General features: G+C 41.8%; 25 protein-coding genes. 1 reads left to right on the top strand and 24 read right to left on the bottom strand.

Annotated features, from left to right (window positions below; all coding sequences use genetic code 11):
* Positions 1–5 precede the first annotated feature (5 nt).
* The 3 genes from ACXYSL_RS04580 to ACXYSL_RS04570 all read right to left on the bottom strand — a co-directional run bounded on the left by ACXYSL_RS04580 (position 6) and on the right by ACXYSL_RS04570 (position 3,906).
* Positions 6–803, bottom strand: coding sequence for a Nif3-like dinuclear metal center hexameric protein (locus ACXYSL_RS04580; RefSeq protein WP_084938991.1), 798 nt, complete (start codon positions 801–803; stop codon positions 6–8).
* Positions 797–1,468 (bottom strand): tRNA (adenine(22)-N(1))-methyltransferase, encoded by a 672-nt coding sequence (locus ACXYSL_RS04575; protein ID WP_458624078.1) that lies wholly within the window; start codon positions 1,466–1,468, stop codon positions 797–799. Before ACXYSL_RS04575 ends, ACXYSL_RS04580 begins: the two co-directional genes overlap by 7 nt.
* A gap of 101 nt (positions 1,469–1,569) precedes the next feature.
* A complete protein-coding gene (locus ACXYSL_RS04570) occupies positions 1,570–3,906 on the bottom strand; it encodes a cation-translocating P-type ATPase (protein WP_458624077.1) in 2,337 nt (778 codons plus the stop codon).
* Between the two features lie 132 nt (positions 3,907–4,038).
* On the opposite strand from ACXYSL_RS04570, the gene ACXYSL_RS04565 reads away from it, so the two are divergent.
* Entirely contained in the window at positions 4,039–4,788 is a 750-nt protein-coding gene (locus ACXYSL_RS04565) for a lysophospholipid acyltransferase family protein (RefSeq protein ID WP_084938988.1), read from the top strand.
* A gap of 42 nt (positions 4,789–4,830) precedes the next feature.
* Here ACXYSL_RS04565 and ACXYSL_RS04560 read toward each other — a convergent pair whose 3' ends face one another.
* The 21 genes from ACXYSL_RS04560 to recR form a co-directional block, all read right to left on the bottom strand.
* Positions 4,831–5,523, bottom strand: a complete 693-nt coding sequence (locus tag ACXYSL_RS04560; RefSeq protein ID WP_458624076.1) for an alpha/beta hydrolase-fold protein — start codon at positions 5,521–5,523, stop codon at positions 4,831–4,833.
* Positions 5,504–6,514, bottom strand: a complete 1,011-nt coding sequence (locus tag ACXYSL_RS04555; protein WP_007521233.1) for an ABC transporter substrate-binding protein — start codon at positions 6,512–6,514, stop codon at positions 5,504–5,506. Before ACXYSL_RS04555 ends, ACXYSL_RS04560 begins: the two co-directional genes overlap by 20 nt.
* A 19-nt stretch (positions 6,515–6,533) precedes the next feature.
* The gene (locus ACXYSL_RS04550; RefSeq protein WP_000364118.1) at positions 6,534–7,289 is read right to left on the bottom strand and encodes an ABC transporter ATP-binding protein; all 756 of its coding nucleotides are present in this window, start codon (positions 7,287–7,289) and stop codon (positions 6,534–6,536) included.
* 1 nt (position 7,290) lies between these two features.
* Positions 7,291–8,337: a FecCD family ABC transporter permease gene (locus tag ACXYSL_RS04545; RefSeq protein WP_000949301.1), complete on the bottom strand. Its 1,047-nt coding sequence runs from the start codon at positions 8,335–8,337 to the stop codon at positions 7,291–7,293.
* A 233-nt stretch (positions 8,338–8,570) separates the two neighbouring features.
* On the bottom strand, positions 8,571–9,182 hold the full coding sequence (locus ACXYSL_RS04540) for a CadD family cadmium resistance transporter (protein WP_000531728.1): 612 nt from the start codon (positions 9,180–9,182) through the stop codon (positions 8,571–8,573).
* Between the two features lie 639 nt (positions 9,183–9,821).
* The gene (gene rpsO, locus ACXYSL_RS04535; protein WP_001018251.1) at positions 9,822–10,091 is read right to left on the bottom strand and encodes a 30S ribosomal protein S15; all 270 of its coding nucleotides are present in this window, start codon (positions 10,089–10,091) and stop codon (positions 9,822–9,824) included.
* 291 nt (positions 10,092–10,382) lie between these two features.
* Positions 10,383–11,075, bottom strand: coding sequence for a phosphoglycerate mutase (locus tag ACXYSL_RS04530; RefSeq protein WP_458624075.1), 693 nt, complete (start codon positions 11,073–11,075; stop codon positions 10,383–10,385).
* A 188-nt stretch (positions 11,076–11,263) separates the two neighbouring features.
* Positions 11,264–11,644 (bottom strand): hypothetical protein, encoded by a 381-nt coding sequence (locus ACXYSL_RS04525; RefSeq protein WP_009730427.1) that lies wholly within the window; start codon positions 11,642–11,644, stop codon positions 11,264–11,266.
* Between the two features lie 327 nt (positions 11,645–11,971).
* On the bottom strand, positions 11,972–14,764 hold the full coding sequence (ileS, locus tag ACXYSL_RS04520) for an isoleucine--tRNA ligase (RefSeq protein WP_000768060.1): 2,793 nt from the start codon (positions 14,762–14,764) through the stop codon (positions 11,972–11,974).
* 253 nt (positions 14,765–15,017) lie between these two features.
* Entirely contained in the window at positions 15,018–15,812 is a 795-nt protein-coding gene (locus ACXYSL_RS04515) for a DivIVA domain-containing protein (RefSeq protein WP_295588343.1), read from the bottom strand.
* 8 nt (positions 15,813–15,820) lie between these two features.
* On the bottom strand, positions 15,821–16,612 hold the full coding sequence (locus ACXYSL_RS04510; RefSeq protein WP_458624074.1) for a YlmH family RNA-binding protein: 792 nt from the start codon (positions 16,610–16,612) through the stop codon (positions 15,821–15,823).
* Complete coding sequence (locus ACXYSL_RS04505; protein ID WP_000576499.1) at positions 16,609–16,869, bottom strand: YggT family protein; 261 nt, start codon at positions 16,867–16,869, stop codon at positions 16,609–16,611. Before ACXYSL_RS04505 ends, ACXYSL_RS04510 begins: the two co-directional genes overlap by 4 nt.
* The gene (locus ACXYSL_RS04500) at positions 16,869–17,399 is read right to left on the bottom strand and encodes a cell division protein SepF (RefSeq protein WP_000053369.1); all 531 of its coding nucleotides are present in this window, start codon (positions 17,397–17,399) and stop codon (positions 16,869–16,871) included. The genes ACXYSL_RS04505 and ACXYSL_RS04500 overlap by 1 nt, the downstream gene beginning before the upstream one ends.
* 9 nt (positions 17,400–17,408) lie before the next feature.
* On the bottom strand, positions 17,409–18,080 hold the full coding sequence (locus ACXYSL_RS04495) for a YggS family pyridoxal phosphate-dependent enzyme (RefSeq protein ID WP_001049622.1): 672 nt from the start codon (positions 18,078–18,080) through the stop codon (positions 17,409–17,411).
* A 3-nt stretch (positions 18,081–18,083) separates the two neighbouring features.
* A complete protein-coding gene (gene ftsZ / locus ACXYSL_RS04490) occupies positions 18,084–19,340 on the bottom strand; it encodes a cell division protein FtsZ (protein ID WP_000144258.1) in 1,257 nt (418 codons plus the stop codon).
* A 16-nt stretch (positions 19,341–19,356) separates the two neighbouring features.
* On the bottom strand, positions 19,357–20,727 hold the full coding sequence (ftsA, locus tag ACXYSL_RS04485) for a cell division protein FtsA (protein WP_000196341.1): 1,371 nt from the start codon (positions 20,725–20,727) through the stop codon (positions 19,357–19,359).
* Positions 20,728–20,960: 233 nt separating this feature from the next.
* Complete coding sequence (locus ACXYSL_RS04480) at positions 20,961–21,665, bottom strand: YwaF family protein (RefSeq protein WP_458624073.1); 705 nt, start codon at positions 21,663–21,665, stop codon at positions 20,961–20,963.
* A 196-nt stretch (positions 21,666–21,861) separates the two neighbouring features.
* On the bottom strand, positions 21,862–22,473 hold the full coding sequence (locus tag ACXYSL_RS04475) for an NUDIX hydrolase (RefSeq protein WP_458624072.1): 612 nt from the start codon (positions 22,471–22,473) through the stop codon (positions 21,862–21,864).
* Entirely contained in the window at positions 22,460–23,833 is a 1,374-nt protein-coding gene (locus ACXYSL_RS04470) for a UDP-N-acetylmuramoyl-tripeptide--D-alanyl-D-alanine ligase (RefSeq protein WP_458624071.1), read from the bottom strand. The genes ACXYSL_RS04475 and ACXYSL_RS04470 overlap by 14 nt, the downstream gene beginning before the upstream one ends.
* An 82-nt stretch (positions 23,834–23,915) precedes the next feature.
* Positions 23,916–24,959, bottom strand: coding sequence for a D-alanine--D-alanine ligase (locus ACXYSL_RS04465; RefSeq protein ID WP_458624070.1), 1,044 nt, complete (start codon positions 24,957–24,959; stop codon positions 23,916–23,918).
* Positions 24,960–25,134: 175 nt separating this feature from the next.
* Positions 25,135–25,731: a recombination mediator RecR gene (gene recR / locus ACXYSL_RS04460; protein WP_000966754.1), complete on the bottom strand. Its 597-nt coding sequence runs from the start codon at positions 25,729–25,731 to the stop codon at positions 25,135–25,137.

The following is a 25,731-nucleotide window of genomic DNA, read 5'->3' as shown; positions in this document are numbered from 1 at the left end:
CCTAACTAGATATGGTGGAAAGGATTGGTCGATGCTTGGCTAGGTATGATATCAATGGCCCAATCCTTTTCTGCCTTCCATTGAGTAAGTAGGTCAGCAATTTTTTCGACAAAAAGAATTTCGATATAGTGGCCCGGGTCCAATGCCAGCAAACCATCAGACAGCATATCCTGAGCTGTGTGATAGTATATATCACCAGTTATATAGACATCTGCTCCCTTTGCTAAAGCATCCTTATAGAAAGATTGACCACTACCACCACAGATGGCTACTCTTGAAATGGGCTTCTGCAAATCACTCTCTTGATAATGAACCATTCGAAGACTATCTAGACCAAAGACTTGCTTGACATGCTGAGTAAATGCTCCAAAAGTCTGTGGTTGAATGTCACCAATACGCCCAATCCCACGTCCTGGGCCTGTTTCCTGGAGATAAGTCGTCTCCTCAATGCCTAGCATCTGGCAGAACCAGTCATTGAGACCATTCTCTACAATGTCGATATTAGTATGACTGACATAAACTGCGATGTCATGCTTGATGAGGTCGATGTAAATCTGATTTTGCGGACGGCTAGCTACCAAGTCCTTGATCGGACGAAAGATAGGCGCGTGCTTGACGATAATCAAGTCCACATCCTTTTCAATGGCCTCTGCCACCGTTTCTTCACGAATATCGAGAGCCACCATGACACTTTGGATATCCTTGTCCAAAGTGCCAATTTGCAGGCCACGACTGTCACCCTCCATTGAAAATTCCTGAGGGCAAAAGGCTTCATAAGCTTGTATTACTTCACTTGCTAGCATGGAAGCACCTCCTTGATGGCTTGAATTTTATCTACTAAAACTTGACGTTCCTCCAGATTTTTTTCTGGGATTTGGCTAAGAGCAAATTCTAGCTTAGCCGCTTCTTTTTGCCATTTTTGGACAAAGATTGGGCTGGCTTCTTTGGACAAGAAGGGGCCAAAGCGAAGGTCACTGGCTGATAGCTTCATTTGTCCCGCTTCCACCACTAGAATTTCATAAAATTTGCCAGCTTCTTCTAAGATGCTTTCTGCTACAATCCGAAAACCGTTACCCTGTAGCCAGATGCGCAAGTCGTCTTCACGATTATTAGGCTGGAGGATTAAACGTTCTACACTCGCAAGTTTATCCAATCCTTCTCCTAATATGGTCGCAATCAAACGCCCTCCCATACCAGCAATGGTGATAACCGATACCTGGTCTGCCTCTTCAAAGGCTGCCAAGCCATTGGCTAAACGGACTTGGATTTTTTCTTCCAAGCCGTGGGCCTCAACATTTTTGACCGCAGATTGGTAGGGACCAACCACAACTTCGCCTGCAATGGCAGCTTCAATTTGCCCTCTCTCGACCAACTCGATAGGCAGATAAGCATGGTCACTCCCCACATCAAGTAAAATGGATCCTTGAGGCACAAAGGACGCCACCAATTCTAATCTCTTTGAAATCATCTTCTCTCACTTTCCAAAACTCTGTTACCTCTTATTATACCATATTTCAGCTAGCAATCTTGCACCTAAAAAGACCGCAATCCACAGATTGCAGCCTTTCTTTATTTTCTAGCTTGATAACGACTGGTTAGAATGAAAATCACGGTAAAGACCAGCATCATGGCACCATAAACAGGCAATGTTTGTCCTGTAAGTGTCGAAATTTCAAGCAGTTTTTGAATTCTTGGGAAGAGAGCTGTAGCTAGGAAACCTCCTACTGACCAGACAATCAAGAGGACACGCCAGAGGGTAAATGGCATGCAGGCTCTAAATACGGATAAGAATCCGATAGAGCCCAAGAGATAATAGAGGAGGGTTGAGATTTCTATCTCAGACCAACCTTGACTCGCTCCAAATATTTTCACAAAGAGAACGCTGAAGACGATCATAAGGGCACTTGGTAGGGCACGAAGCATGGATCTTCTGAGGAAATTTGGCTCAACAGGTTTGATATTTCGCTCAAAAGTCAAGACAAATGGCGGGAAACCTTCCACGAACTGGTCGATCATGGTAATCTGAATCGGAATGAAAGGGAAAATCAAAATCCACTCAGACCGTCCCAGCAGAACACTGGCGATACAGATGACTGCGAGCAAGAAGGAATAGATGGTCTTAATCAAGAAAATCGGTGCAATATGGGCAATGTTATTGACCACACGACGACCTTCAAAGAGAATCTCAGGAACATCATTAAAGTCTGAGTTCAAGAGAACCAGATTGGCAATCTGACGAGTCGCAGGATCTCCCTCAGCCATCACGATAGAGCAGTCTGCTTCACGAAGGGCCAGAATATCATTGACACCGTCTCCTGTCATAGCTGTTGTATGACCCGCTTTTTTCAGGGTTTGGATCAGTAGTTTCTTTTGATGAGGAGAAACACGTCCGAAAATCGCAGTCTCCTCCGCCATGGCCATCAATTCCTCATCCGTGATTTTTGAGCAATCAACATAGCTTTGATAGTCTGCAAATCCAGCTTTCTGGGCAATGCTGGATACAGTGACCGGATTGTCCCCAGAGATAATTTTTAGGCCCACTTCCTGAGAACGGAGGTAGTCTAGTGTCTCTGCTGCTCCTTCTCGAATGGGGTCCAAAATTTCCAGCAAGGCCAGAGCTTGAATATCAGATGGTTTATGTGGTTTGTGATGATCTAGTTTTTCCTGACTGAGAGCCAAGACCAAGACACGAGAACCTCGTTCCAAGGCCTCTCTGGCTTCTGGTACTTCAGAGTCCAACAACATCTCAGGCGCCCCTAAGAAAACTGTCCCTAGCCCTTCCAACTCCATAGCTCCCCACTTGCGGTCGCTAGAGAAGGGAAGATTGGAAAGCATAGGGTAGGCAACCTTTCCTTGGAAACGCTGGCGAATGGCTTGAGCTGTAGGATTTTTATCCTCACTATGGGCCATATAACTGGTCAAAATGCTGGCAATAGTCTCTTCACCATAAGTTTCCGTCAGCGGAAGAACGGCTTCCACCTGCATCTTTCCTTGGGTGATGGTTCCCGTCTTGTCCAAACAGAGCATATCCACGCGCGCCAAGGTCTCAACAGAGTACATCTCCTGCACTAAAACCTTTTTCAAGCCCAGCTTAATCACCGCAGTCAAGAGCGAAGTAATGGTCAAAAGGGCAATTCCCTTGGGTAACATTCCCAAAAGGGCTGTCGACGAATTTACAACGGATGACTTGAGAGGCATGCCTTTTAACATCAAGGCTTCTAGGAGGAGAGCTAGACCAAAGGGAATGATAATCTTCCCAGTAAAACCAGCTAGCTTGTCCAGCGATTTCATGATACGGGAGTTAATGGGTTTAACAGTCTTGGCTTCCAGCATGAGTTTGGAAGCATAGTTGTCTGCCCCGACATGGTGAACTTGAGCCAAAACCGCGCCACTGGCTAGGAAACTCCCTGACAAGAGCAAGGCATCCACTTCCTTTTGTACTAAATCACTCTCACCCGTCAACATGGCTTCATTGACTTCCGCAAATCCTTCCAGAACCAGGGCATCACTAGGAATCTGCTCCCCAGCAGACAAACGAATGACATCTCCTAGGACCAATTCTTCTGGATCGAGAGCAACTTCTTGACCATCATGGATGGTTTTGACCTTTTCCTTGGTCATGAGATTGAGCTTGTCCACCATATGTTTGGCTCGCAGCTCAGTCACAATCCCAGAAAAAGCGTTAAAGCAAATAACGGCAAAGAAAACCAAATTGCTCCAAGCCTGCACAAAGGCCAGCGCTAGAGCAATAACAAAGTTTAATGCGTTAAAAAGTGTAAAAACATTTCGTTTGATGATTTGCCAAGTACTGGTACTAGCTGATGCGGTAAAGTCATTGACCAAACCTTGAGCCTGTCTTTCTTTGACTTCTCTTTGGGTTAATCCCATTATCTTATTTTTATCCATAAAATCTATCATATCATTTTTTTTAAAAGAATTCTAATCCCATCTAAAACTGTTGGCTGATAACTGAAAAAGTTTGCCAGCAGTCTTTTGATAAGGTATAATAATAAAAGCAATACAATCGAAGGAGATCTCATGTTTTATACTTATTTGCGTGGACTAGTCATGCTGATCTTGTGGTCCATCAATGGCAATGCCCACTATCACAATACTGATAAAATCCCTAGCCGAGACGAAAACTATATCCTCGTCGCACCTCACCGTACCTGGTGGGATCCTGTTTACATGGCCTTTGCGACCAAGCCAAAACAGTTCATCTTTATGGCCAAAAAAGAGCTGTTTAACAACCGCATCTTTGGCTGGTGGATCCGTATGTGTGGCGCCTTTCCTATCGATCGGGAAAAACCTAGTGCCTCTGCCATCAAGTACCCTATCAACGTCCTCAAAAAAAGCGACCGCTCTCTCATCATGTTTCCAAGTGGGAGCCGTCACTCAAACGATGTCAAGGGTGGCGTAGCCCTGATTGCCAAGATGGCCAAAGTCCGTATCATGCCGGTTACCTACACAGGTCCTATGACCTTGAAAGGCTTGGTTAGCCGTGAACGTGTGGATATGAACTTTGGAAATCCCATCGATATCTCAGACATCAAGAAAATGAATGATGAAGGGATTGAAATGGTTGCAGACCGCATCCAAGCTGAATTCCAACGTTTAGACGAAGAAACCAAGCAATGGCACAATGATAAAAAACCAAACCCACTCTGGTGGTTTGTCCGAATCCCTGCCCTCATCCTTGCTGTGGTTGTTGGTATCTTAACAATTATCTTTACCTTTATTGCAAGCTTTATCTGGAATCCAGATAAGAAGAGAGAGAAACTTGGTTAAAAAATACAATTATCCCTTGGCTTTTGCTAAGGGATAATTCTTTTATTCGATTTTCCATTTTTGGGCCAACCAGTTGGAAAAGGCTAAAAATCTCTCAGCAACTTGCTCATGATGCCCATAGGGATCAAAGACAAACTGACCGGTCGGATAGTGTTTCTGAAGACTGGTATGGATCTGCTTAGCATAGGCTGGTGCTTGAGCCAAGCGATTGGTATGATGGGCTCCTTCTGTTTGACCATTTAGTAAATACAGCAAGCAGTCCAGATTCTTCAACTTTTGTTCCTTGCAGTAAGCCACAAAATCAGGATACCAAAATGAACCGCAGATAGAGAAGACACAGGAGACCTTGTCAAAATGGAAAAGACTGTATACTGCTGTCAAACCACCTAGTGAGTATCCTCCATAAGCAAGGCGATTTTTGTCCAGGCGATAAAGCGACTGCAACTTATCTAAAAGACCTCCAAATAAATGACCATGATAGGCATTTGCCTGACCGCCAAAATCTGGAGCTCCATCTCTCAGAGCAGATGCCTTCCAGGGAGTGTAGTCGTCTAGACGATTTTTAGAGGTCAAGCCCACTAAAATCACAGATTCTGAAAGGGAGGATAGGAAATCCAAGTTTCCATCATTCAAAAGAATCGCTGGATAGGTTTGACTGGGATCATAGGTCGAAGGAAGGCTGACCTTGACTTGGATCCCTTCCCAATCAAACTCATTATTTATTGATAAAGTCATTGATTTTCTCAAGGGAATCAATCACTGCTGGACCATAGTCCATCAACTCATCGTAAGAAATGGTCATGATTTTTTGATTCTTAATTGCAGGAACGTTTTCCAAAACTTCATTTGCTTTCATCAACTCTACTGCGTTGGCATCCAATTTTTTATTGCGGTCGCTGGTCACATAGATAATCAACTCAGGATCCATTGACACGAGATTTTCCAAGGTCAAGCCTGATGTTCCCGTTGCAACGTTGGTATAACCAAGTTGATTCAACAAGCTCTCTTGCAAAGCAGACTTGTAAGCACCGAAGGTTTCGTCATTATAAGCAACCATAATCAATGCCTTTTTCTTTTCACCTTGGCTTGCTGGGTTTGCTTTCTTAACAGCGTCAATTTTAGCTTGTAATTGGGTTGCGTATTCATTAGCCTTGTCCTGAACATTGAAAATCATTCCAAGATTTTTAACGTCTTCTACAATATTCCCCAAATCTTGCTGAATCGTTGAAAGAGAAGCTTTTTGCGTATAGACTGGGATTTTGTTTTCATTCCAAGTGCTAACTGTTCCCAAGGATTTTTCAGAAAACATCATGTTTCGACCCATTACTGCGTCCGGTTCATAAGAAAGGACTGTCTCTTGTGAGACTGTTTTTTTATCACCGATTTGAGGAATAGTCGCAATCGCGTCCTTGTATTTGTCCGTCACAGCATTATCAGGGTTAAGCATGCCAGCAATTTTATCCTTCAAGCCTAACTCCAATAAGATTTCAGTGGTTGACAGATTGTTGGTGATAACTTTTTCAGGTGCCTTGTCAAAGACTTGTTCGACTTCATTTCCCTTAGCATCATAGGTCTTGATCGTTAACGGATAAGTCGTCTCTGTGCTGGCTTTTTGACTTGTTTCTGTGCTAGACTGTGTGGTAGTTTTTTCTGTAGTAGTATTTCCACAAGCCGCCATGGTTAGGGTAGCTACTGTTACTAGTAAAATGCTTAGTGTTTTTTTCATCTTGTTTTCCTTTTCATTCTTATAAATAGTGAATCATAGCTTGCTGATCCTCGGTCCAAGTAACCTGACTTTGAACTCCGTATACAGTTTGCAATGACTCAGGGGTGATGGTCTCTTTTGGAGTCCCTTGGTAAAGGATTTCTCCCTCTTTCATCAGATAGAGATAATCCGAATAGCGACAAGCAAGTTGAATATCATGTAGGACAGCTAGAACATTGATATTGAGATTCTTCACAATGGCCAACAAGTCTAGCTGATACTTGATATCCAGGTGATTGGTAGGTTCATCCAGGAGCAAGAGAGTCGGTTCTTGCGCCAAGGCGCGGGCTAATAAGACTCGTTGTTTCTCTCCCCCTGACAGAGACGAATAGAGACGAGTTTTCTTCTCAAGCATATCCACCTTGACGAGAGCATCTTGAACGAGGGCATAATCCCTTTCCTTTTCCTTCTGTAAAAAAGAGAGGTGGGGAGTTCTTCCCAGCAAGACGATTTCCTCAACTGTACAATCAAACTGCAATTGATTAAACTGGGTTACAACTGCCATTTGCTTGGCTGTTTCTTTGAGTGACCAATGCTCCAGTGGCTTTCCATCTAGTCTTATCAAGCCTTTGTCCGCCTTTTCCTGACGATAGAGGAGTTTAAGAAGACTGGTTTTCCCACTTCCATTTGGTCCTAGTATCGTGTGAAATTGATGCCCCTCAACCTTAAGAGAAACTCCTTTGAGGATTTTTTTCTCTCCTAGTCCAAAGTGGACATCCTGACAAATCAAGTCCATATCAGACCCTCACCTCCCTTCGCCTACCTCCAACAATGTAGATAAAGAAAGGAGCACCTACTAAGGCTGTGAAAATACCAATAGGCAACTCAGCATTTGGAATGATGATACGGGAGAGTACATCGGCCCAGATGACAAAGAGGGCACCCAGCAAGGTTGCAACGGGAAAAAGTCTCCTGTAATTTGTTCCTACTAACCCTCGAGCTAAATGTGGAGTAATCAGACCGACAAATCCAATAATCCCACAAGTTGCCACTAAGACAGCTGTCAGTACAGCCACAACGGTCACGTAAAGATACCAATAGAAGCGTAAGGGAATTCCCAAAGTTAAAGCAGCCTCATCTCCCATCATCATCGCATTGAAAACACGATACTGGGTAGCGAAAAATAGAAAGGCTATTCCTACCACAATAGTTGGCAAGAATAAGTCAGACCAGGTAGTCCCTGCAAGCGAACCCATGGTCCAAAACTTAATGGTCATCACACTGTCCGCATTAGCGCCAACAGAGATAATAAAGTTGGAAAATGCCAGAAAGAGAGCGTTGACCACCGTTCCTGATAAAATCAGACTAGAAGTCGTCATCCTTCCCTGCATAGAGGCAATGATAAGGACAGCGATTGTTGCCAAAATAGCTCCAAGGAAAGCTCCAAGGCTAATCACCAATTTTAAACCAAGAATGATGCTCAAAGTTGCCCCTAGAGTTGCACCCGCAGAAATTCCTAAGACATAAGGCTCTGCGATGGGATTGTTCACTGTAGACTGCATCACGCTACCACACATAGAAAGACCAGCCCCTACTATCAGACCTAACAATACTCGGGGGAATCTCATGTTCCATACAATGGCAAGAGTGGACTTGGAAACCTCTCCTATCTCAAGAGGAAATCCCAATCTGCTCAAAATGATCCGATAGGTATCTCCTAAGTCAATCGCTACGGACCCCATAGAAACAGCTAAAAAAAGTGAAATTCCTAAAACACTTAGCAAAACACCCAAAAACAACACAAATTGCAGGTCCTGTCGGCTTCCAGAAAATTTGGAAAGCATGCAATCCTCCTTTGATAGAATCTTAAAAATTTAGAAAATTCTCATAAAAAGTATACCATATTTTTAACTAGGTAACAAGCTGAGAAAAAATGAATATAGTTGGTCTTACAGTTCTAGGAACCGTAACCGAAGATTATACTTGGGTATATCGAGGTAAAGTGACAACATAAAAAGCCCTCTAAAATTAGAGAGCTGATTTGAGCCCGGGCTAAAATCCTAGTGAAACAAAAAATCTACACGATCAGAAAAGTCTCTATCGTGCCATTTTCATACATGATGTATAGTCCAAGTAGAATGAATACTATGGGCACAATGATTCGCTCGTATTTTTCAATTGTCTCGAATATTAACGGAATAGAGGATAACATCCGACTAATCTCGCAAAAGATAATTATGCCGATTACAAACACAAGCAACGCCACGAGGGTCTGTGACCAATCTAACGAAGCAAAATAAGGTATATAGATACCTAAATTATCTCCGCCAGACGCAATTGTCAGCAATGTAACTGTCCAAAACAGTTGATTTGCCTTGCTTTGTTCTAATCTTTCAATAATTTCTTCCTCTTCTTCCTCACCTTCTCCAACAATTGCAAAGCGAATCCCTAAATAGATAGGGATTAAACCAAGCAATCCAACCATCCATTCTTCAGGCACGAAATTAACGACATAAGCAGCAACTAAACTCGCCCCTACAAGTAAGCCTGTTCCTAGATATTGCCCCGCATAAATATGCCATTTCTGTTTATTCTGTGATAGCTGTGCAAATAAAATAATTAAAATAATTAAATAATCGATACTGGTGGAAATATAAACACCAATAGCAGATATGATTGTCTGTCCCATAAAAACCTCCTGTATTAGTCAGTAATAAATCAGCAGATTTTAGGAGAGCACAGACACATTAATTTAGCTATCGCTAGTGGGTAATGTCGAACGTAGGAAAGCATTTTACTCCTCCTCAAAACGTAGTTACAAAGTAATTTCTAACTGGAATTCGGTGACTACTTCTATGTAAAGTATAACATACTATACTTTACTTCGTAAAGTGTGGGCTCTCCGAGGGGGCTTGCAGACAGTTACTCGGCTTTTCAAGCCGAGTAACTGCGCACCTTCATGGTGTCATTAGCTGATACCATTTGAGGTTTTTGTAGTCTCCAAAATTGTGACCGATAAAACCTCAATAAAAAAGCCCTCTGATAACAGAGAGCTGATTTGAACTAGAGCCAGAATCCTAGTGAAACAAAAAATCTCCCCAAAGGGAGATGATTTGGTTTATTTTACCTTACAGTGCTAGAAACCGTAACCGAAGATAATACTTTAGTATATCGAGGTAGGGTGACAAAAGTAAAAAAGCTCTCTGAATATCAGAGAGCTCAAGTCTTGCTGGATAAAACGTTTATAGACTAGGCGACGAGGCGAAGATTGTACTAATGGTACATCGAGCTGAAGCCAACGAAGTATAGAAACGTTTTAGACGCAAGATTAGCGACGAAGTCCAAGAGAGTTGATTAACTCACGGTAACGGTTAACGTCGTTTTTACGCAAGTATGCAAGCAAGTTACGACGGCGACCGATTTTCTTCATCAATCCACGGTAAGTAGCGTGGTCTTTTTTGTGTTGTTTGATGTGTTCGTTAAGATGGTTGATTTCCCAAGTAAGGACAGCAACTTGAACCTCTACTGAACCTGTATCACCTTCGTGACGTGCATATTGTGCGATGATTTCATTTTTTTTCTCTTTTGAGATTGCCATGATGTTTCTCCTTTTTATTTGGCTTCATCCGAGTGACAGGTTGGCATGCCTGTAACCAAGAAGAAGTTATTTGTCTTTACGACAGTTCTTATTCTACCAAGAAGCAGGGACTTTGTCAACTGATTTACTGTTTAAAGCCGTGAATTACTCTACTGATTTCAGGACTTCGAGCATATCTGCCTCTCTTACAATCAAGTCACTCTTTACTATCATTATAACGCTTTTTCAACTAGTTGAAAACTAGAAGCAAAAACAAGAAAGCCTAGGAATCCTAGGCTTTCTGTTTATAGATTATTTTCCAAGGTAGTATTCAGAAACTACGTTCAATTTTTCGTCAAATTCGAATACCAATGGTGGGAAGTTAGGGATTTCCACGTCCATGATTTCGTCGTCTGACAAGCGTTTGATGTGTTTTACAAGGGCACGGATTGAGTTACCGTGAGCTCCTACGAATACGTTTTTACCATCTTTAAGTGCTGGAGCGATTTTGTCTTCCCAGAATGGAAGGGCACGTTCCAAAGTCACTTTCAAGTTTTCAGCATCTGGGATAACTGAGTCGTCAAGTGAAGCGTAACGACGGTCAGTATGTGCTGAGTATTCGTCATCACGAGGCATTGCAGGAGGCAATACATCGTATGAACGGCGCCAGATATGAACTTGCTCATCACCAAATTGTTCAGCAGCTTCAGCTTTGTTTTTACCAGTCAAACCACCGTAGTGACGTTCGTTCAAGCGCCATGATTTTTCAACTGGAACCCAGAGTTGGTCAGCAGCTTCAAGAGCCAAATTTGTTGTTTTAATCGCACGTTTCAATACTGAAGTGTAAGCTTGGTCAAATTCGATACCAGCTTCCTTGATCAATTTACCAGCGTCAATCGCTTGTTGTGTTCCTTTATCAGACAAATCAACATCAGCCCAACCAGTGAAAAGGTTAGCTTTGTTCCATTCAGACTCACCGTGGCGAGCAAAAACCAATTTTACCATTAGATGGATTCTCCTTTTATTTTTCGAGGTTTCCCTCGTTTATCTATTCTATTTTACACAATTTTTCACAAAAAAGCTAGTTAAAATCAACTAAAAAGAGAAGAGCTTATCAGTCTTCTCTTTATCACACTATCATAATTGTTCTCGATAGAGGATGAAATAGTCCCCAAAAAATAATTGGAAAACTACTACTCTTCAATTACAAATTTTTTCAATGTTCCAAAGTAAAGTGAACCACCAATAATGGTTAGAATTCCACCTACCCATCCTAAAAATGGAATCAAGCCGACCGCACCACCTACAATGAGCAAAACAGAAGGTGCATTCGTAACACGTTCATCATCTTTATAATAAACAATAGCCACAATTCCCAATACTAAAACAGCAATTTTAACCAATGACAAAATAATTGAGAGCCCTGTCAATGTCCCAACCGTTACATCTGCGTCTTCAGTTGCCGCAGCAGCTCCAATAGCCATGATAAACATGATGACTGGCGCTAAAAGCAATACAATTCCTGAAATAAGACCAAAAATAGCGTTAACACGAGCAAGTGTATTTGTTTTCATAATAATCTCCTTAAAATTTTTATAGGTATTATTCTATCATAATTTATCTAAAAATTAAACAATCTTATAAAATTTTATAATAAATATTGATTTTCAAAAAATAATTTTAAGTTCTATAGTCTCTTTATAATTAGTAGAAATATAAAATTATGAGAAAACTGAATAGTTGATTATATTAATTATCTACACGGACAGGCCAGGAAGAACTTCATTCTAGGAAATGGGCTAGTAAATTTTCCCATGATAAAACGCATAATATCAAAGCACTTGAACTCTTGATACTATGCGTTTTTATGATTTTAGTGACCTTTCTCAGTCTCTTTCTGATTATTTCGCTTCAAATCCTTCTGCAACTGCATCCGCAAAGTTTTCTTCTACGATGCTTGCACAGTGGTCGCAGATGACTGCATGATAGCTGCGTTCAGCAGTAGTTGGATCGATACGACGGCAACGATCACAGACTTCACCCGCAGCGCGTTCAACTGTGAAGGCAACATCCTCAAAGCTAACTGCGCCTTCTGGAGCTAGTCCTTCTGCAATAGTCAATTCTGACACAATCAAAAGTTGAGCCACATTGCTATCCACCGCTCCAAGAAGAGTTTTCACAACTTCGTTTGGATAAACTGTCAAGTGAGCTTCAAGTGATTTACCGATTACTTTTGCATTACGAGCTTCTTCCAAGGCTTTTTGAGCTTGTCCGCGGAAGTCCATGAAGGCTGCCCAGGTATCCAAGATTTCTTCTTGATTAGCAAAAGTTTCCGCTTCTGGCAATTCTGACAATTGAACGAATTCCTCTTCTTCAAACTCAAGATATGACCAGATTTCTTCTGCAGTGTGAGGAAGGATTGGTGTCAAGAGTTTGGTGATTTTCACAAGAATATCATAGAAAACAGTCTGCATTTGACGACGTTCAAGTGATTTGGCACCTTCGATGTAAACAACATCTTTAGCGAAGTCAAGGTAGAAGGCAGACAAATCAACGTTAATAAAGTTCACCAAGGCCTTGTAGATTGTCAAAAATTCAAAGTCAGCATAGGCATCACGAATGGTCTTAACAAGCTGGTTAAAGCGGATGGTCATGTACTTATCAACTGAACGAAGCTCATCGTAGGCTACTGCGTCTTGAGTTGGGTTAAAGTCAGAAGTGTTGGCAATCAAGAAACGAAGGGTGTTTCGGATCTTACGGTAAGTTTCAGAGACTTGGCTCAAGATATCCATAGAGATACGCACGTCGTTGCTTGAGTCTACACTTGTTACCCAGAGACGCAAGATTTCCGCACCAAATTGTTTTTCAACATCGCTTGGAGCAATGGTATTCCCAAGAGATTTAGACATCTTCTCACCTTTACCGTCAAGGGCAAATCCTTGTGACAAGATTTGTTTGTAAGGAGCAACGCCATGGTTAGCAACAGATGTGATAAGTGATGAGTTGAACCAACCACGGTATTGGTCAGAGCCTTCTAGGTAGAGGTCTGCTGGGTATTTGAGTTCTGGACGGTTGACCACTACTCCATTCCATGATGAACCTGAGTCAAACCATACGTCCATGATATCTGTTTCTTTCTTGAACTCGCCATTTGGTGAACCTGGATGAGTAAATCCTTCTGGCAAGAGGTTCTTAGCATCACGTTCCCACCAGATGATAGAACCGTGTTCCTCAAAGAGTTGAGCTATATGTTCAATAGTCTCAGCTGTCATGATTGGTGTTCCGTCTTCAGCATAAAAGATAGGAAGTGGAACTCCCCAAGCACGTTGACGAGAGATAACCCAGTCGCCACGATCACGAATCATGTTGTAAAGACGAACTTTACCCCATTCTGAGTGGAACTTCACTTTTTCAATTTCATCCAAGATTTCTTGGCGGAATTTAGATACAGAGGCAAACCACTGTGGAACAGCTCGCCAGATGATTGGTTTCTTGGTACGCCAGTCAAATGGGTATGAGTGAGAAATTTCTTCTTGAGCAAGGAGCAAATCGCCCAGTTTTTCGATAACAGTTGGAACAACCTTGTCGTAGAATTGACCTGCAAATTCAGGGCCGGCATTTTCCATCATAATACCGCGTTCGTTAACTGTTACAGCAACTTCAAGGCCGTTGGCAACACCAACATTGTAGTCGTCCTCACCAAAACCAGGGGCTGTATGGACAATACCAGTACCAGAGTCAGTTGTAACGTGGTCACCGAGGATCACCAACTCATCTACAGCTGTATCCCATGGGTGAGCTGTCACAATTTTATTCAATTCTTGACCACGGTAGGTCGCCAATACCTGAACATCAGCCCAGCCAAATTTCTCAGAAAGACTATTCAGTAATTCTGAAGCAACCACAAACTTACGAGATTCGCCAGCTGGTTGTACCAATACATAATCAATATCTGCTCCAACTGTCAAACCACGAGAAGCTGTGATAGTGAATGGAGTTGTTGTCCATACGACGATATAAGTATCTGTATCTAGGACACCTTTACCATCTTTGACGCGGTTAGCATAGTAAAGGGAAGTTGAAAGCAAGTCATGGTACTCAATTTCCGCTTCAGCAAGGGCTGACTCAGAAGACCATGACCAGTAAACTGGCTTGGCCCCACGGTAGATATAGCCTTTTTTAGCCATTTCACCGAAGACACGGATTTGAGCTGCTTCATAGTCCGGAGTCAAGGTCACATAAGGGTTTTCCCAGTCACCAGAAACACCCAAACGTTTAAAGTCTTCGCGTTGTTTATCTACTTGGGAAAGAGCATACTCGCGGCAAAGTTTCAAGTACTCAACCAAGTCCATTTCTTTACGTTTCACGCCTTGTTTTGCCAAGACTTGCTCGATTGGCAGACCATGTGTATCCCAACCAGGAATATAAGGTGCGTAAAATCCTGACATAGACTTAGAACGAACAATAATATCTTTGGAAATCTTGTTCATGGCATGTCCAACGTGGATATTTCCGTTTGCATATGGAGGTCCATCGTGCAAGGTGAAATGCGGTTTTCCTTGGTTCAATTCTTGACGACGTTGGTAAAGCTTTGCATCTTCCCATTCCTTTTGCCAAACTGGCTCTTTGGTAGGAAGTCCTGCACGCATTGGGAAAGCTGTTTTCCCAAGGTTAAGGGTATCTTTGAGTTTCATGGTATCTCCTTTATAAATATTAACAAATTAAAAACCACGACTTCCAAAAAGGACGAAAATCGTGGTACCACCTTTGTTCGAAAAAAGACAGTGTCTCTTTTCCTCTTTTCCCGTAACGTGGGGAACGTCCAGTCTTACTGTTTTCAGACTGGATTCGTTGAGAGGATAATCTAACGACTAGGGATTGCAGGGCTCACACCATCTCCCGCTCGCTGAAAATATAGTTGGTTAGATTTTGTTCTCACATTTACTTTTATAGGATAAGAACAGATTCTTTGTTTGCATCTTCCTCAGTTACCGCAGTAGCTTCTACTTCAACTGACTCTTCATGCTGTTCAATTTCCTCTGTATGTTGATTTTGTTGGGCTTCAAACTCAGCCAATTCTTTATTTCCAGCCTCGATACGAGCTTGCAACTCAGCAACCTCTTCTGGTGTGAATTGACGAGTCATATCAATTGGCTCTTCCTCTGGTTGAGAAGGAATAGTTTCACCAAGAACTTCACCCACCACTTCTTTAAAGGCTTCATCGCTTGTTTGAAGATACGTTGCTGTTGGGCGAAGAATGTCTTCCCAATCTGATGACTCAACAATAGCCAATTGACTTTCAATCGTAGACTTGAGGCGTTGATGGAATACACGACTCTTGTTCTTCAACTCTTCTGTCTCAACAGCCACTTTCTTAGCATTATCTGTTGCCTGACGGAGAATTTCATTTGCCTTGTATTTTGCTTCTTCTAGCAAACGCTGAGCGTCTTGTTCAGCTTGTTGAATAATATTGTTCGAACGTTCTTGAGCAGCCTGTTTGACACGCTCCGCAGTATCTTGAGCAATCAAAACTGACTGACTCAAGGAATCTTTCATCTCATCAAAGTAAGACAAACGTTCTTCCAAACTCTTGATGTGTGTCTCTTTGTCGTGATTACTACGAACCAAATCTTCATAGTCACGAACAACGATATCAAGAAATTCATCTACTTCTTCTGGGTCAAAACCTCTAAATCTTGTACCAAAGGTTTTATCTTTAATTTCTAACGATGTAATTGGCATACTTTTCCTCACTTACTTAATAATAATTGAATGCTTAATTTTATCTTGTCTTTTTTTGTCTGTCCATTGTCTTTGACAACTTTTAGACGACCAAACTTTCTAACACTGATCAAATCCCCAACTGCGACCTGGTAATCAGTTTTTTCAATCACATGATAATTTACCTGGACAGATTTTTTCTCAATCAGTTGACTAGTTTGATTTCTAGATAATTTCAAGGCACTTGATAAGAGGGCATCCAATCGAAAACTCGAAACTAAAATTTCTCGTTCTCTAAAGTCAATTTTAGATATAATCCTATCGGTAAAAGGACGTTCCTCCAGCGATACAGGAAGTCTGCCAATCTTTCTTATTCCATCCTGAAAAAGAGGAATAAAATCACGATTGACAAAAATCTGTGCTCTCTTTTCATCTACCAAGATATCACCAAATAATTTACGGTCAATTCCTAGCTGGTTGATGATTGTTCCCAATATTTTTCCATGGCTCAGCTGTTCAAACTTGCTCGGATAGCAAATTTCTAACAAGGTCATTTCAAAGTCTGATATTTCCGGTTCAAAGTAATCTGGATACAGAAGAACTCGAACCGACTCCGTCGGAAGAAAATCACCACTACTTTGGCAACCCAGTTCATATGTCCCAGCAAGCACCCTTAAAATCTGTTCCTGATGGGGATTGATAAAAGGAGTAAGCACCGGTACATATGTATCTTCTACCCGCTTGATCCACTCTAAACCCTTATCAATAAAAGGAATATCATCTTGGGAAAAATGCTGATAAATGGATCGATTTACTGTCATAGTAATAGCACTAGTCGTGTTAAGATATTTCCAAGAAACTGGATCAGAATCAACGCGGCCCAAACCGTAAAATCAAGACCAGCAAATTGTAAATTGAGCTTACGAAGTGGCTCGATAACTGGACGAGCAAGTCTGATGACTAAGCGACCTAGTTGACTTTCATAGGCATTTGGAAACCATGAAAGAAGAGCAAATGCAACGAGAATGATGGAGTAAATGCTAACTGCATTTTGAATTAAACGGATTAAGAAAATCATTATCTTGCTCTATTTCGTTTAATATCAAAGCCGAACTCGGCACCTTGTGATTCGTCTGGAAGTTTGATATCCTCAATATTCACGATAACGTTGACAGGCGTCAATAGATACATCGTACTCGCAACTTTTTTCATATTTCCAGCCAAGACGTGACGGGCTCCGTCCAAGTAATCAAGGCAGCGGCGCGCTTGTACTTCTGTCATGTATTGGAAATCAATCAAGATGCTTTCATTTCCAGTTAACAAATCAACAATCTCAGTTGCATCCTCATACTTTCTTGGATAACGAACATCAATCGTCACTTTCTCATCTGAGTGATGGTTTTGCTTTGCCAACTCTTGTTGACGAGCATGGAGGCGAGTAATATTCGCATCTTTTACTGATTCCGGCTGAGCAGATGCTGGTAATCCTTTAGAAGATGAGATAGCTGGGCTAACTGTTTCCTCTTGTTGAGTCTGGTAGTTAGTCGTTTCTTCCCCATCTTCTGTAAAATAATCTATAAATTTATCGAATCTATCTTTTAAAGACATAGCTCTCTCCTATTTAAAAAATGCTGTACCGATTCGAACAAAGGTTGAGCCGAACTGAATCGCTTCTTTAAAATCACGACTCATTCCCATACTTAGCTCTGTCATCGGCATATTAGGGATTTGTTTTTCTCTAATTTCTGCTTGCAGAGCCTGCGTATCCTTGAAAATTTCTTTCAATTCATCACTGCCTGCCTCAAAAGGAGCCATGGTCATTAAACCAACATACTCAATCTGATCTAACTTAGCCAATTCTGGCAAAAGTTCTAGCAATTCTTCTTTTGAAAACCCATGCTTGCTTTCTTCCCCAGAAATATTAACCTGCAAGAAACACTTGATAACATGATCTGTTCTCTTTTGAATTTCCTGTGCTAACTTTAGGGAGTCTAAAGCATGAAAGTAATCCACATATGGGATTACTTCTTTTACTTTCCGTCTCTGTAATGTTCCTATTAAATGCCAAGTGACTGGGTAATCTTTCAAGGCCTGATATTTTTCTAAAAATTTATCAACTCGATTTTCACCGATATGATGGATGCCAAGTGGAAGCAAGGCTTCCGCTGTTTGTACATCTACATATTTTGTCACTGCGATTACTGAAACAGCATCTAGATTACGGTTGGCTTTTTGACTAGCATCAGCAATTTGCTGAAAAACTAATTCAGTGTTTTTTTTCAAATTCATTGATTAACGATTTTTGAAGAATGGAGGTGTATCCAATTCATCCTCATCTTGTGAAACTGGTGTTTCAAAGCGTTCAACTGGTGAAACAACAGGATCTGTTTGGCGAACAATCGACTCACGGCGCAAGTCCCAATCTCCAAAAGCAGATGCTTGGTTGGTTTCAAAGCGACGTGGACTTGATTTAGGCAACTCTGCTGTCTCTTCCAAGTCGAATTGACGGTCAAATGTGTGTGCTTGTGGAGTTTTAGTTGATGGTCGACCAACTGGTTGGTTGGTAGCAGACCCGACTACTTTTTCTAGTCGTTCTTGACGAACACCTGTCGCTACAACAGTCACACGGATTTCATCCTTCATGCTTTCGTCGATAGATGTTCCAAGCCAGATGTTTACACCTTTGCCAGCTGCTTGATTGACGATTTCTGAAGCTTCTTCTGCTTCAATCAAAGTTAAATCAAGACCACCAGTAACGTTGACAATCACATCTTCGGCGCCATCGATAGTTGTTTCAAGAAGTGGAGAGTAAATTGCTTTACGAGCTGCTTCAACAACGCGCTCTTCACCACTACCAATACCGATACCCATAAGGGCATTCCCTTTGTTTGCCATTACAGTCTTCACGTCAGCAAAGTCAAGGTTAATCAATCCTGGGTTCGTGATCAAGTCAGTAATCCCTTGAACACCTTGGCGAAGAACGTTATCTGCTTCACTAAGAGCTTCAAGAAGCGGTGTTTTCTTGTCAACAATTTCAAGTAAGTTATTGTTAGAGATAATCAACAAAGTATCAACGTGCTCGCGAAGTTCATTGATTCCTTCTACAGCGTACTGACCACGTTTGCTTCCTTCAAATCCGAAAGGACGTGTCACGACACCAACTGTAAGAGCACCAAGATCTTTAGCGATACGTGCAATAACAGGGGCAGCACCTGTACCAGATCCACCACCCATACCAGCAGTGATGAAGACCATGTCTGCACCGCTGATTGCTTCCGTCAAAGCTTCTTCGCTTTCTTCTGCAGCTTTGCGTCCAACTTCTGGACGTCCTCCAGCACCCAAACCACGAGTCAATTTTGGACCAAGTTGGATAACGGTTTCTGCTTTCGTACTGCTAAGGGCTTGTACATCAGTGTTGGCTGCGATAAATTCTACACCAGCAACACCTTCGTCAACCATGCGGTTAATGGCGTTACCACCACCACCACCGACACCAATTACCTTAATAACTGCGCCTTGAGCTGCTGCTGTATCAAATGAAAATGTCATAATTTCTTATCCTCTTTTATTCATCAAACATGCTTCCGATTAAACCACGGAAACGTTCTGTTAGCTTCGGTTTACTTTGAGAACTTGCTTGGAATTCTTCCTTGGGAGCAACTGGAGTTTCCTGTACAGTTTCAACTGGAGTTGTCTGTGTTGGGCTTGGTTGCGCCACAGGATTCAAACGTTGATTTGGAATGCCAAAGTTGATTGGTTTTTGACGAAGGAATTCATCTCCTTTAACTGCTTTTTGAGCAAGAAGATTGACTTCAGTCAATTTACCAGCAAACTCAGATAAACTAATCACGTGAGCAAATGCAGGGTTGCGAATTCCAACCTGATTTGGAACATAGAGTTTTACTCGAACACCAAATACTTCTTGGGCTAATTCAACAACGCCCGGCAAAATTGCATTTCCACCGATAAGGACGATACCTCCTGGCAAATCCAACAAGTGTCTTCTTTCCAACTCTTGTTTGATTTGGTCAAAGATATGTTTGATACGTGCTGAAATAATTTCTGCCAAGTAGCTTTCTGTCACTTCAACAGGTTCTACTTCGCCAATTACTTCAACTTGGAAAGTTTCATTACTTGCAAGTGGAACGTAAGCTTCACCATAGTTCAGTTTCAAACTTTCTGCAATCTTTTGAGATGTTTTCAAGACTTTAGAAATATCTTTTGTAACATAATCTCCACCTTCTTGGTAGATGTTGGTGAATTGCAATTCTTGGTTGCGGATAGTCGCTACAGTAGTCTGACCTCCACCCATGTCAATGACAGTTGCACCAAATTCACGTTCGCCTTCATTGAGAACTGAGTTCACAATCGCCAAAGGTGAAATAATCACATTATCAACCTGGATACCTACACGTTCGACCGTCTTGCGAAGATTGTGTAGAATCGTACGAGGACCTGTGTAAAGTAGACCACGCATTTCCAAACGGACACCCATCATACCACGAGGATCACGGATTCCTTGGAAACCATCCACGATGAATTCTTCTGGAATAAAGGTAATCACTTCACGATCAGGAGTCATGCTCTTTGTCAAAGCTGATTTAACAACATCTTCAACATCCTGATCTGTGATTTCTTTTGTATCTGATGTTACAGGGATCATTCCTTGTGTTGGTTCGACCTGCAGAAGATTTGCTGGAAGACCAACGTTGACAGACTTGATAGAAATGCCTGCTTTCTCTTCTGCCTGTGTGATTGCGGATTTGATTGCCGAAGCAGCCGCTTCAATATCAACAATAATTCCGTCTTTTACACCTTTACTTTTGGCATTACTAACACCAATTACATTTACTTCGCCATCTCTATGCTCAGCAACTAACACCTTAATGGAGCTAGTTCCGATATCTAAGCCTGTAAAAAAACCATCTCTAGTCATTACATCGCATCCTCTCTATCTTCCAAGTTTCTCACTTCTATTTAATAACTATGTTTGGGCATAGCTATTCAAAGAATATTATAACACAAAAAAACTAATCATGCTTAGTTTTTCGTAAATTTCCTGCATGTTTTTTGAGAACATATTAGAAAATTTTTCTTCTGGAAAAAGTTTTTGATGTTCTTGTCAACAATTCGATAATATTTATAACCCATCAAAAAAAGAAGGTCTTTTTAGACCTTCTCTTGAATAAATTCTTCCGATTTTTGCTGTAAAAAAATCTCTAGCAATTTTGCTGTTACGCAAATTGCTATCACGATAACGCTCGAAACAATAAGGTAATTCAAAAGTTGTCCGTGATTTCCAACAAGTGGCGGTCTCGTTAAGAAACCATAATCCCCACTGACAACTAAATTAACAACCCATATCAAAGCGTTCAAGGTGAAGGTAATCACCGCTACATTTTTGAAGTTGAGCAGGGAAGCTTCATAGTTTTTAAACAAGTATAAGAGTGCATTTCCCAAAAGTGCCACGTGCCCGATGATAAAGGACAGGATGGTCACATGCGGAAACGGATAAGGGTCAAAGAGTGGGTATGCCAGAGCAACGGTTGCTCCAAAAGTTCCTAGAAGGGCAAAGTATTGCTTGTACTTGGAAGTCCCTGGTATCAAGAGCATCACAAACATGGCGATACGGCAATGATAGAAGGGCAAACTTTCTGATAAGGGCATTTGATTCCCCCAATACCAGCTATACAGAACAATCAGTTGAACAGATTGAAGAATCTGAATAAATCGTTGGTAAGCCACTTTGTCACGAAAACGATAAGAAGCGTAGAAAGTAAAGGCCAGTATACATAACAAACCAATATACCAGTGGAGTTCAAACTGGGGCGGTTCTGATATCTGTGTGGTAAATAATTGATCCCACAAATTCATATTCTATTCCTCATTCATCTAGCCAGAGGCGGTAAAAAATTCACTTTCTCCAGCTTTTAAATTTTTTGAAAAAACTTGATTCTATACTATTCATAGAACACTTGCGTCTTAAATTCGCAACCTATTATATCATTTGTATTGCAGAAATGCACCTTACAGATACCCTTTTTTGATTTGTCAACTTCTCTAGCATAAACTAATCAACATATTGGTCTCTTTGTCCTCTATAAACTTGCCAAAGAATCTTCATTTGCTCCTTGGTGATGCGTTTTTCAGATAAGAATGGCAATTGGTCAATGGCAAAAAATTGAAGCTCAGCAATTTCTTGATTCACTTGAAATTGTCCATCAAGAAGTTGGCATTCAAAGACAAACTTTGCATATTGTTTGCTCTGTAGTTGGAAACGATTGGTGTCAAAAACTGCAAGTAACCTTTCAGCTTTTGCTGTAAAGCCGGTTTCTTCTTCAATTTCTTTAAGAATATTTTCGGTTGGAGAATAGCCAACTTCACCAAAACCACCTGGCAAAGCCCAACTATCCTCCCCTTTTCCTCTAACTAAACAGACTTTTTCATCCTCAACAATCCAAGCACGGACGTCCATCAGAGGAGTTGCATAAGCGGACGTTGGTTTCAAGACTTCTGCCACTTCTTCTGCATCGAGGTCTGATACCTGATTCAACATTTCAGATAACAGGCTTCGCAAGTCCTCGTAACGCTCGCGGTCAAAAGGATCTTTTGTAAAGGTTAATCCAGTATCTGTAATGGCAATCATTCTTTGCAGATACTTGGCAAAATCACTTGCATTCATTTTCTAAACTTTCTACCAACTTGGCTAGATTCATAGAGTTTGAGCCTTTGAGCAGAATTTGGTCATTGGCACCGAGTCTTTCCTTAACTTGCTTGACAAGGTCTTCAAATTGATCTTCGTCAGCTGTTTTTTTGAAGTAGAAAACGTGACCGATTGGGAACATTTGACTGGCAAGTTGAGCCAATTCCGCAATATCTTCTCCATAGAAAATAACGGTATCCAGCACATCTGGCGAGAGGCTCAGAATCATCTGATTATGGAGTTGGACAGACTGGTCGCCGAGTTCCTTCATGTCTGCTAGAACAGCAATTTTCTTTCCTCCTTCGTTGGCTGGGATGGCAGAGAATGTCTCCAAAATCAACTTCATAGCAGTGGGATTGGCATTGTATACGTCAGAAAGAATATCTGCTCCATTGGCTGCTTTCTTCCACTCGGTGCGGTTACGCGTCAATTCTAGGTTCTGGAAGGCCTGACGAATTTGCTCCTCTGAAACTCCTTCTTGTAGAGCTACATAAGCAGCAATCATAGCATTGGTGGCATTGTACTTACCTGTCACTGGCAAATCAAGGGCTTGCTCCAAGAAATTGGCCTTAAAGGTCAGACTATCCTTGCGTTCAAGCAAGTCTGTAATTTCCAGCTCTGCTCCTTGCCCAAAACGGACCACCTTTTTATCAGTGGGCAAATAGTCCTCTACAATGGAGTCGGCTGGTGCCAAGAGCAAAGAACTCGGAGCCATACCGTCTGCAATTTGCATCTTCCCTTTAGCAATCTCTGAACGGTCTTTGAAAAAGGCCAAATGGGCTTCTCCAACCAAGGTCACGATGGCTGTCTTTGGGTGTGCCAATTCAGACAAGAGATGGATATCTCCCAAGTGATCCTGTCCCATCTCCAAGACCAACTTTTCTGTTCCCTCAGGCATATGGAGAACCGTATAGGGAAGACCAATTTCGTTATTGTAGTTTCCTTGGGTTTTGTAGGTTTTGTAGGTTGTTGACAGTAAATGTGCCAACATATCTTTGGTCGTTGTCTTGCCATTTGAACCCGTAACAGCAAAGACATCAACTGCCGTTTTTTCAAGATAGTAGGCTGCGAGGGTTTGAAAGGCAGACAACACATCGTCTACTAGAATGTAGGGATGACCTTCTACTCCCTTCTCAGACAGGGTTACTGCTGCACCATTTTCAAAAGCTGTTTCGATAAAGTCATGACCATCACGCGCACCTTTGAGGGGCACAAATAAGTCCCCTGCAGCAATCAAACGACTGTCAAACTCAGCTTTTTCTAACTGAGCATCCGCAAAAAGACTAACATCATTTTTAGCTCCAACAGCTTGGGCAACTTCATGGATCGTTAATTTCATTTCTACTCCTTTAAAAAGGGTTGAAGTCCGAGAACTCTAATCACCTACAGTGAAGGTTCGGGCTTCTACCCCTTCTTTCATTTTATAGCAAATGCGCTTCGTGCTTGTTAAAGCTCTCCTTAGCAAGGTCAACCAAACGCTCAATTAGTTCTGGGTAGCTGATTCCCATATTGTCCCAAAGTAGTGGGTACATAGACCACTGGGTAAAACCTGGCATGGTATTAAGCTCATTTAGGAAGATCTCGCCCTTATCTGTATAGAAGAAATCGCAACGAGAGAGACCAAGACCACCGATTGCACGGAAGGCAGTTTCAGCATTTCGACGCATGACAGCTACCACATCATCACTGATCCTAGCCGGGATATCCATGGTAATCTTGTTATCGATATATTTGGCATCATAATCATAGAAGGCAACATCCTTGACCACTTCACCTGGCAAAGTGCTCTTGACATCGTAGTTCCCCAAGAGACCAACCTCGATTTCACGCGCATTCACACCTTGCTCTACCAAGACACGGCTGTCATATTGGAAGGCAAGTTCCAAAGCTTGGCGGAGTTCTTCTTGGTTTTCAGACTTAGAAATACCGACACTTGACCCCATGTTTGATGGTTTTGTGAAGACTGGATAAGTCAATTTTTCTTCAACTTCAGCGATTTTAGCAGTCACATCATCACCTTCGACGACGGCCACATAAGGAACTTGGGCAATTCCGACAGATTCTAGAACTCGCTTGGTCGTAATTTTATCCATGGCAAGACTAGATGACAAGATATTGCAACCTACATAAGGCATTTTTAAAACTTCCAAGAATCCTTGAACAGAGCCATCCTCTCCCATTGGGCCATGAAGAACTGGAAAGACCACTGCACCTTCTTCGTAGATGGCACTTGGTGCAACTTTCTTATTCCAATCAATCGTTTCATTGGTCATGAGACGATCCTCTTGACCTGGAGTCCGGCTAAATTCCTGTGTTTTGATAAAGTCACCTGACTGGCTGATAAAGAAAGTCTTGACTGTGAAACGGTCGTAGTTGACCGCACGCATGACACTTTCAGCTGACAATACAGACACTTCACGTTCTGCACTGCGTCCGCCGTATAAAAGAATAATCGTTTGTTTCATATTGCTTGTCCTAATTCTAATAGAATACTTGTTCTTTAGTATATCATATTTACTTTTTTTTTAAAACTTGAAGCTAATACTGATATTCAAAAAACATAAAAAGAGACCGATAAAAACAAAGTCGGCCTCCTTGATTTTTTGTATAGATGAATGGAGTTAGTAAATTGGTCTACACTTACAACTCTGTCCGATTTTCAATGGCTCGTAAGAGTGTGACCTCATCCGCATACTCGATATCTGCTCCCACGGCTAGTCCTCGTGCTAGACGAGTGACTTTGATACCAGCTGGTTTGAGCAAACGAGAGAGATACATAGATGTCGCTTCTCCATCTGCTGTCGCATTGGTTGCCACGATCACCTCTGAAACCTCACTATCCATGAGACGGGTCATGAGGCTCTTGAGATTGATATCGTCTGGGCTGATGCCATTCATAGGAGAAATGAGACCGTGCAAGACATGATAGAGTCCGTGGTATTCTTGGATGTTTTCCATAGCAGCCACATCGCGACTATCCTCTAGCACCAAGATCGTTGTCTGGTCTCGAGTCGGATCTGTGCAGATAGAGCAGGGATCATCATCGGTCAAGCGACCACAGATGGAACAATAGGTCAATTCCCGCTTGGCAGATAGGAGATTTTTTGCAAATTCATTGACATCGTCATCAGACATTCCAATGGTATAGAAGGCGAGACGAGTAGCCGTTTTGATCCCGATACCTGGAAGCTTCGAATAGCTATCAATTAACTTGGCAATAGGTGTTGGATACAGCAT

It is taken from the genome of Streptococcus sp. V913 (assembly GCF_054353455.1).
Note: the sequence above shows the minus strand (reverse complement) of the source record. Positions and strands in the feature narration are given on the sequence as shown.

Coding starts and splice junctions, on each gene's coding strand:
- ACXYSL_RS04505 (WP_000576499.1), bottom strand. CDS start 16,869: ATGATTTTCTTAATCCGTTTAATTCAAAATGCAGTTAGCATTTACTCC.
- ACXYSL_RS04550 (WP_000364118.1), bottom strand. CDS start 7,289: ATGGACTTGATTTGTCAGGATGTCCACTTTGGACTAGGAGAGAAAAAA.
- ACXYSL_RS04480 (WP_458624073.1), bottom strand. CDS start 21,665: ATGAATTTGTGGGATCAATTATTTACCACACAGATATCAGAACCGCCC.
- ftsA (WP_000196341.1), bottom strand. CDS start 20,727: ATGACTAGAGATGGTTTTTTTACAGGCTTAGATATCGGAACTAGCTCC.
- ACXYSL_RS04555 (WP_007521233.1), bottom strand. CDS start 6,514: ATGAAAAAAACACTAAGCATTTTACTAGTAACAGTAGCTACCCTAACC.
- ACXYSL_RS04515 (WP_295588343.1), bottom strand. CDS start 15,812: ATGCCAATTACATCGTTAGAAATTAAAGATAAAACCTTTGGTACAAGA.
- ACXYSL_RS04465 (WP_458624070.1), bottom strand. CDS start 24,959: ATGAAACAAACGATTATTCTTTTATACGGCGGACGCAGTGCAGAACGT.
- ACXYSL_RS04500 (WP_000053369.1), bottom strand. CDS start 17,399: ATGTCTTTAAAAGATAGATTCGATAAATTTATAGATTATTTTACAGAA.
- ftsZ (WP_000144258.1), bottom strand. CDS start 19,340: ATGACATTTTCATTTGATACAGCAGCAGCTCAAGGCGCAGTTATTAAG.
- ACXYSL_RS04570 (WP_458624077.1), bottom strand. CDS start 3,906: ATGGATAAAAATAAGATAATGGGATTAACCCAAAGAGAAGTCAAAGAA.
- ACXYSL_RS04530 (WP_458624075.1), bottom strand. CDS start 11,075: ATGGTAAAATTGGTTTTTGCTCGCCACGGTGAGTCTGAATGGAACAAA.
- ACXYSL_RS04495 (WP_001049622.1), bottom strand. CDS start 18,080: ATGAATTTGAAAAAAAACACTGAATTAGTTTTTCAGCAAATTGCTGAT.
- ACXYSL_RS04510 (WP_458624074.1), bottom strand. CDS start 16,612: ATGACAGTAAATCGATCCATTTATCAGCATTTTTCCCAAGATGATATT.
- ACXYSL_RS04565 (WP_084938988.1), top strand. CDS start 4,039: ATGTTTTATACTTATTTGCGTGGACTAGTCATGCTGATCTTGTGGTCC.
- ACXYSL_RS04545 (WP_000949301.1), bottom strand. CDS start 8,337: ATGCTTTCCAAATTTTCTGGAAGCCGACAGGACCTGCAATTTGTGTTG.
- ACXYSL_RS04540 (WP_000531728.1), bottom strand. CDS start 9,182: ATGGGACAGACAATCATATCTGCTATTGGTGTTTATATTTCCACCAGT.
- recR (WP_000966754.1), bottom strand. CDS start 25,731: ATGCTGTATCCAACACCTATTGCCAAGTTAATTGATAGCTATTCGAAG.
- ACXYSL_RS04475 (WP_458624072.1), bottom strand. CDS start 22,473: ATGAATGCAAGTGATTTTGCCAAGTATCTGCAAAGAATGATTGCCATT.
- ileS (WP_000768060.1), bottom strand. CDS start 14,764: ATGAAACTCAAAGATACCCTTAACCTTGGGAAAACAGCTTTCCCAATG.
- ACXYSL_RS04575 (WP_458624078.1), bottom strand. CDS start 1,468: ATGATTTCAAAGAGATTAGAATTGGTGGCGTCCTTTGTGCCTCAAGGA.
- ACXYSL_RS04580 (WP_084938991.1), bottom strand. CDS start 803: ATGCTAGCAAGTGAAGTAATACAAGCTTATGAAGCCTTTTGCCCTCAG.
- rpsO (WP_001018251.1), bottom strand. CDS start 10,091: ATGGCAATCTCAAAAGAGAAAAAAAATGAAATCATCGCACAATATGCA.
- ACXYSL_RS04525 (WP_009730427.1), bottom strand. CDS start 11,644: ATGAAAACAAATACACTTGCTCGTGTTAACGCTATTTTTGGTCTTATT.
- ACXYSL_RS04560 (WP_458624076.1), bottom strand. CDS start 5,523: ATGACTTTATCAATAAATAATGAGTTTGATTGGGAAGGGATCCAAGTC.
- ACXYSL_RS04470 (WP_458624071.1), bottom strand. CDS start 23,833: ATGAAATTAACGATCCATGAAGTTGCCCAAGCTGTTGGAGCTAAAAAT.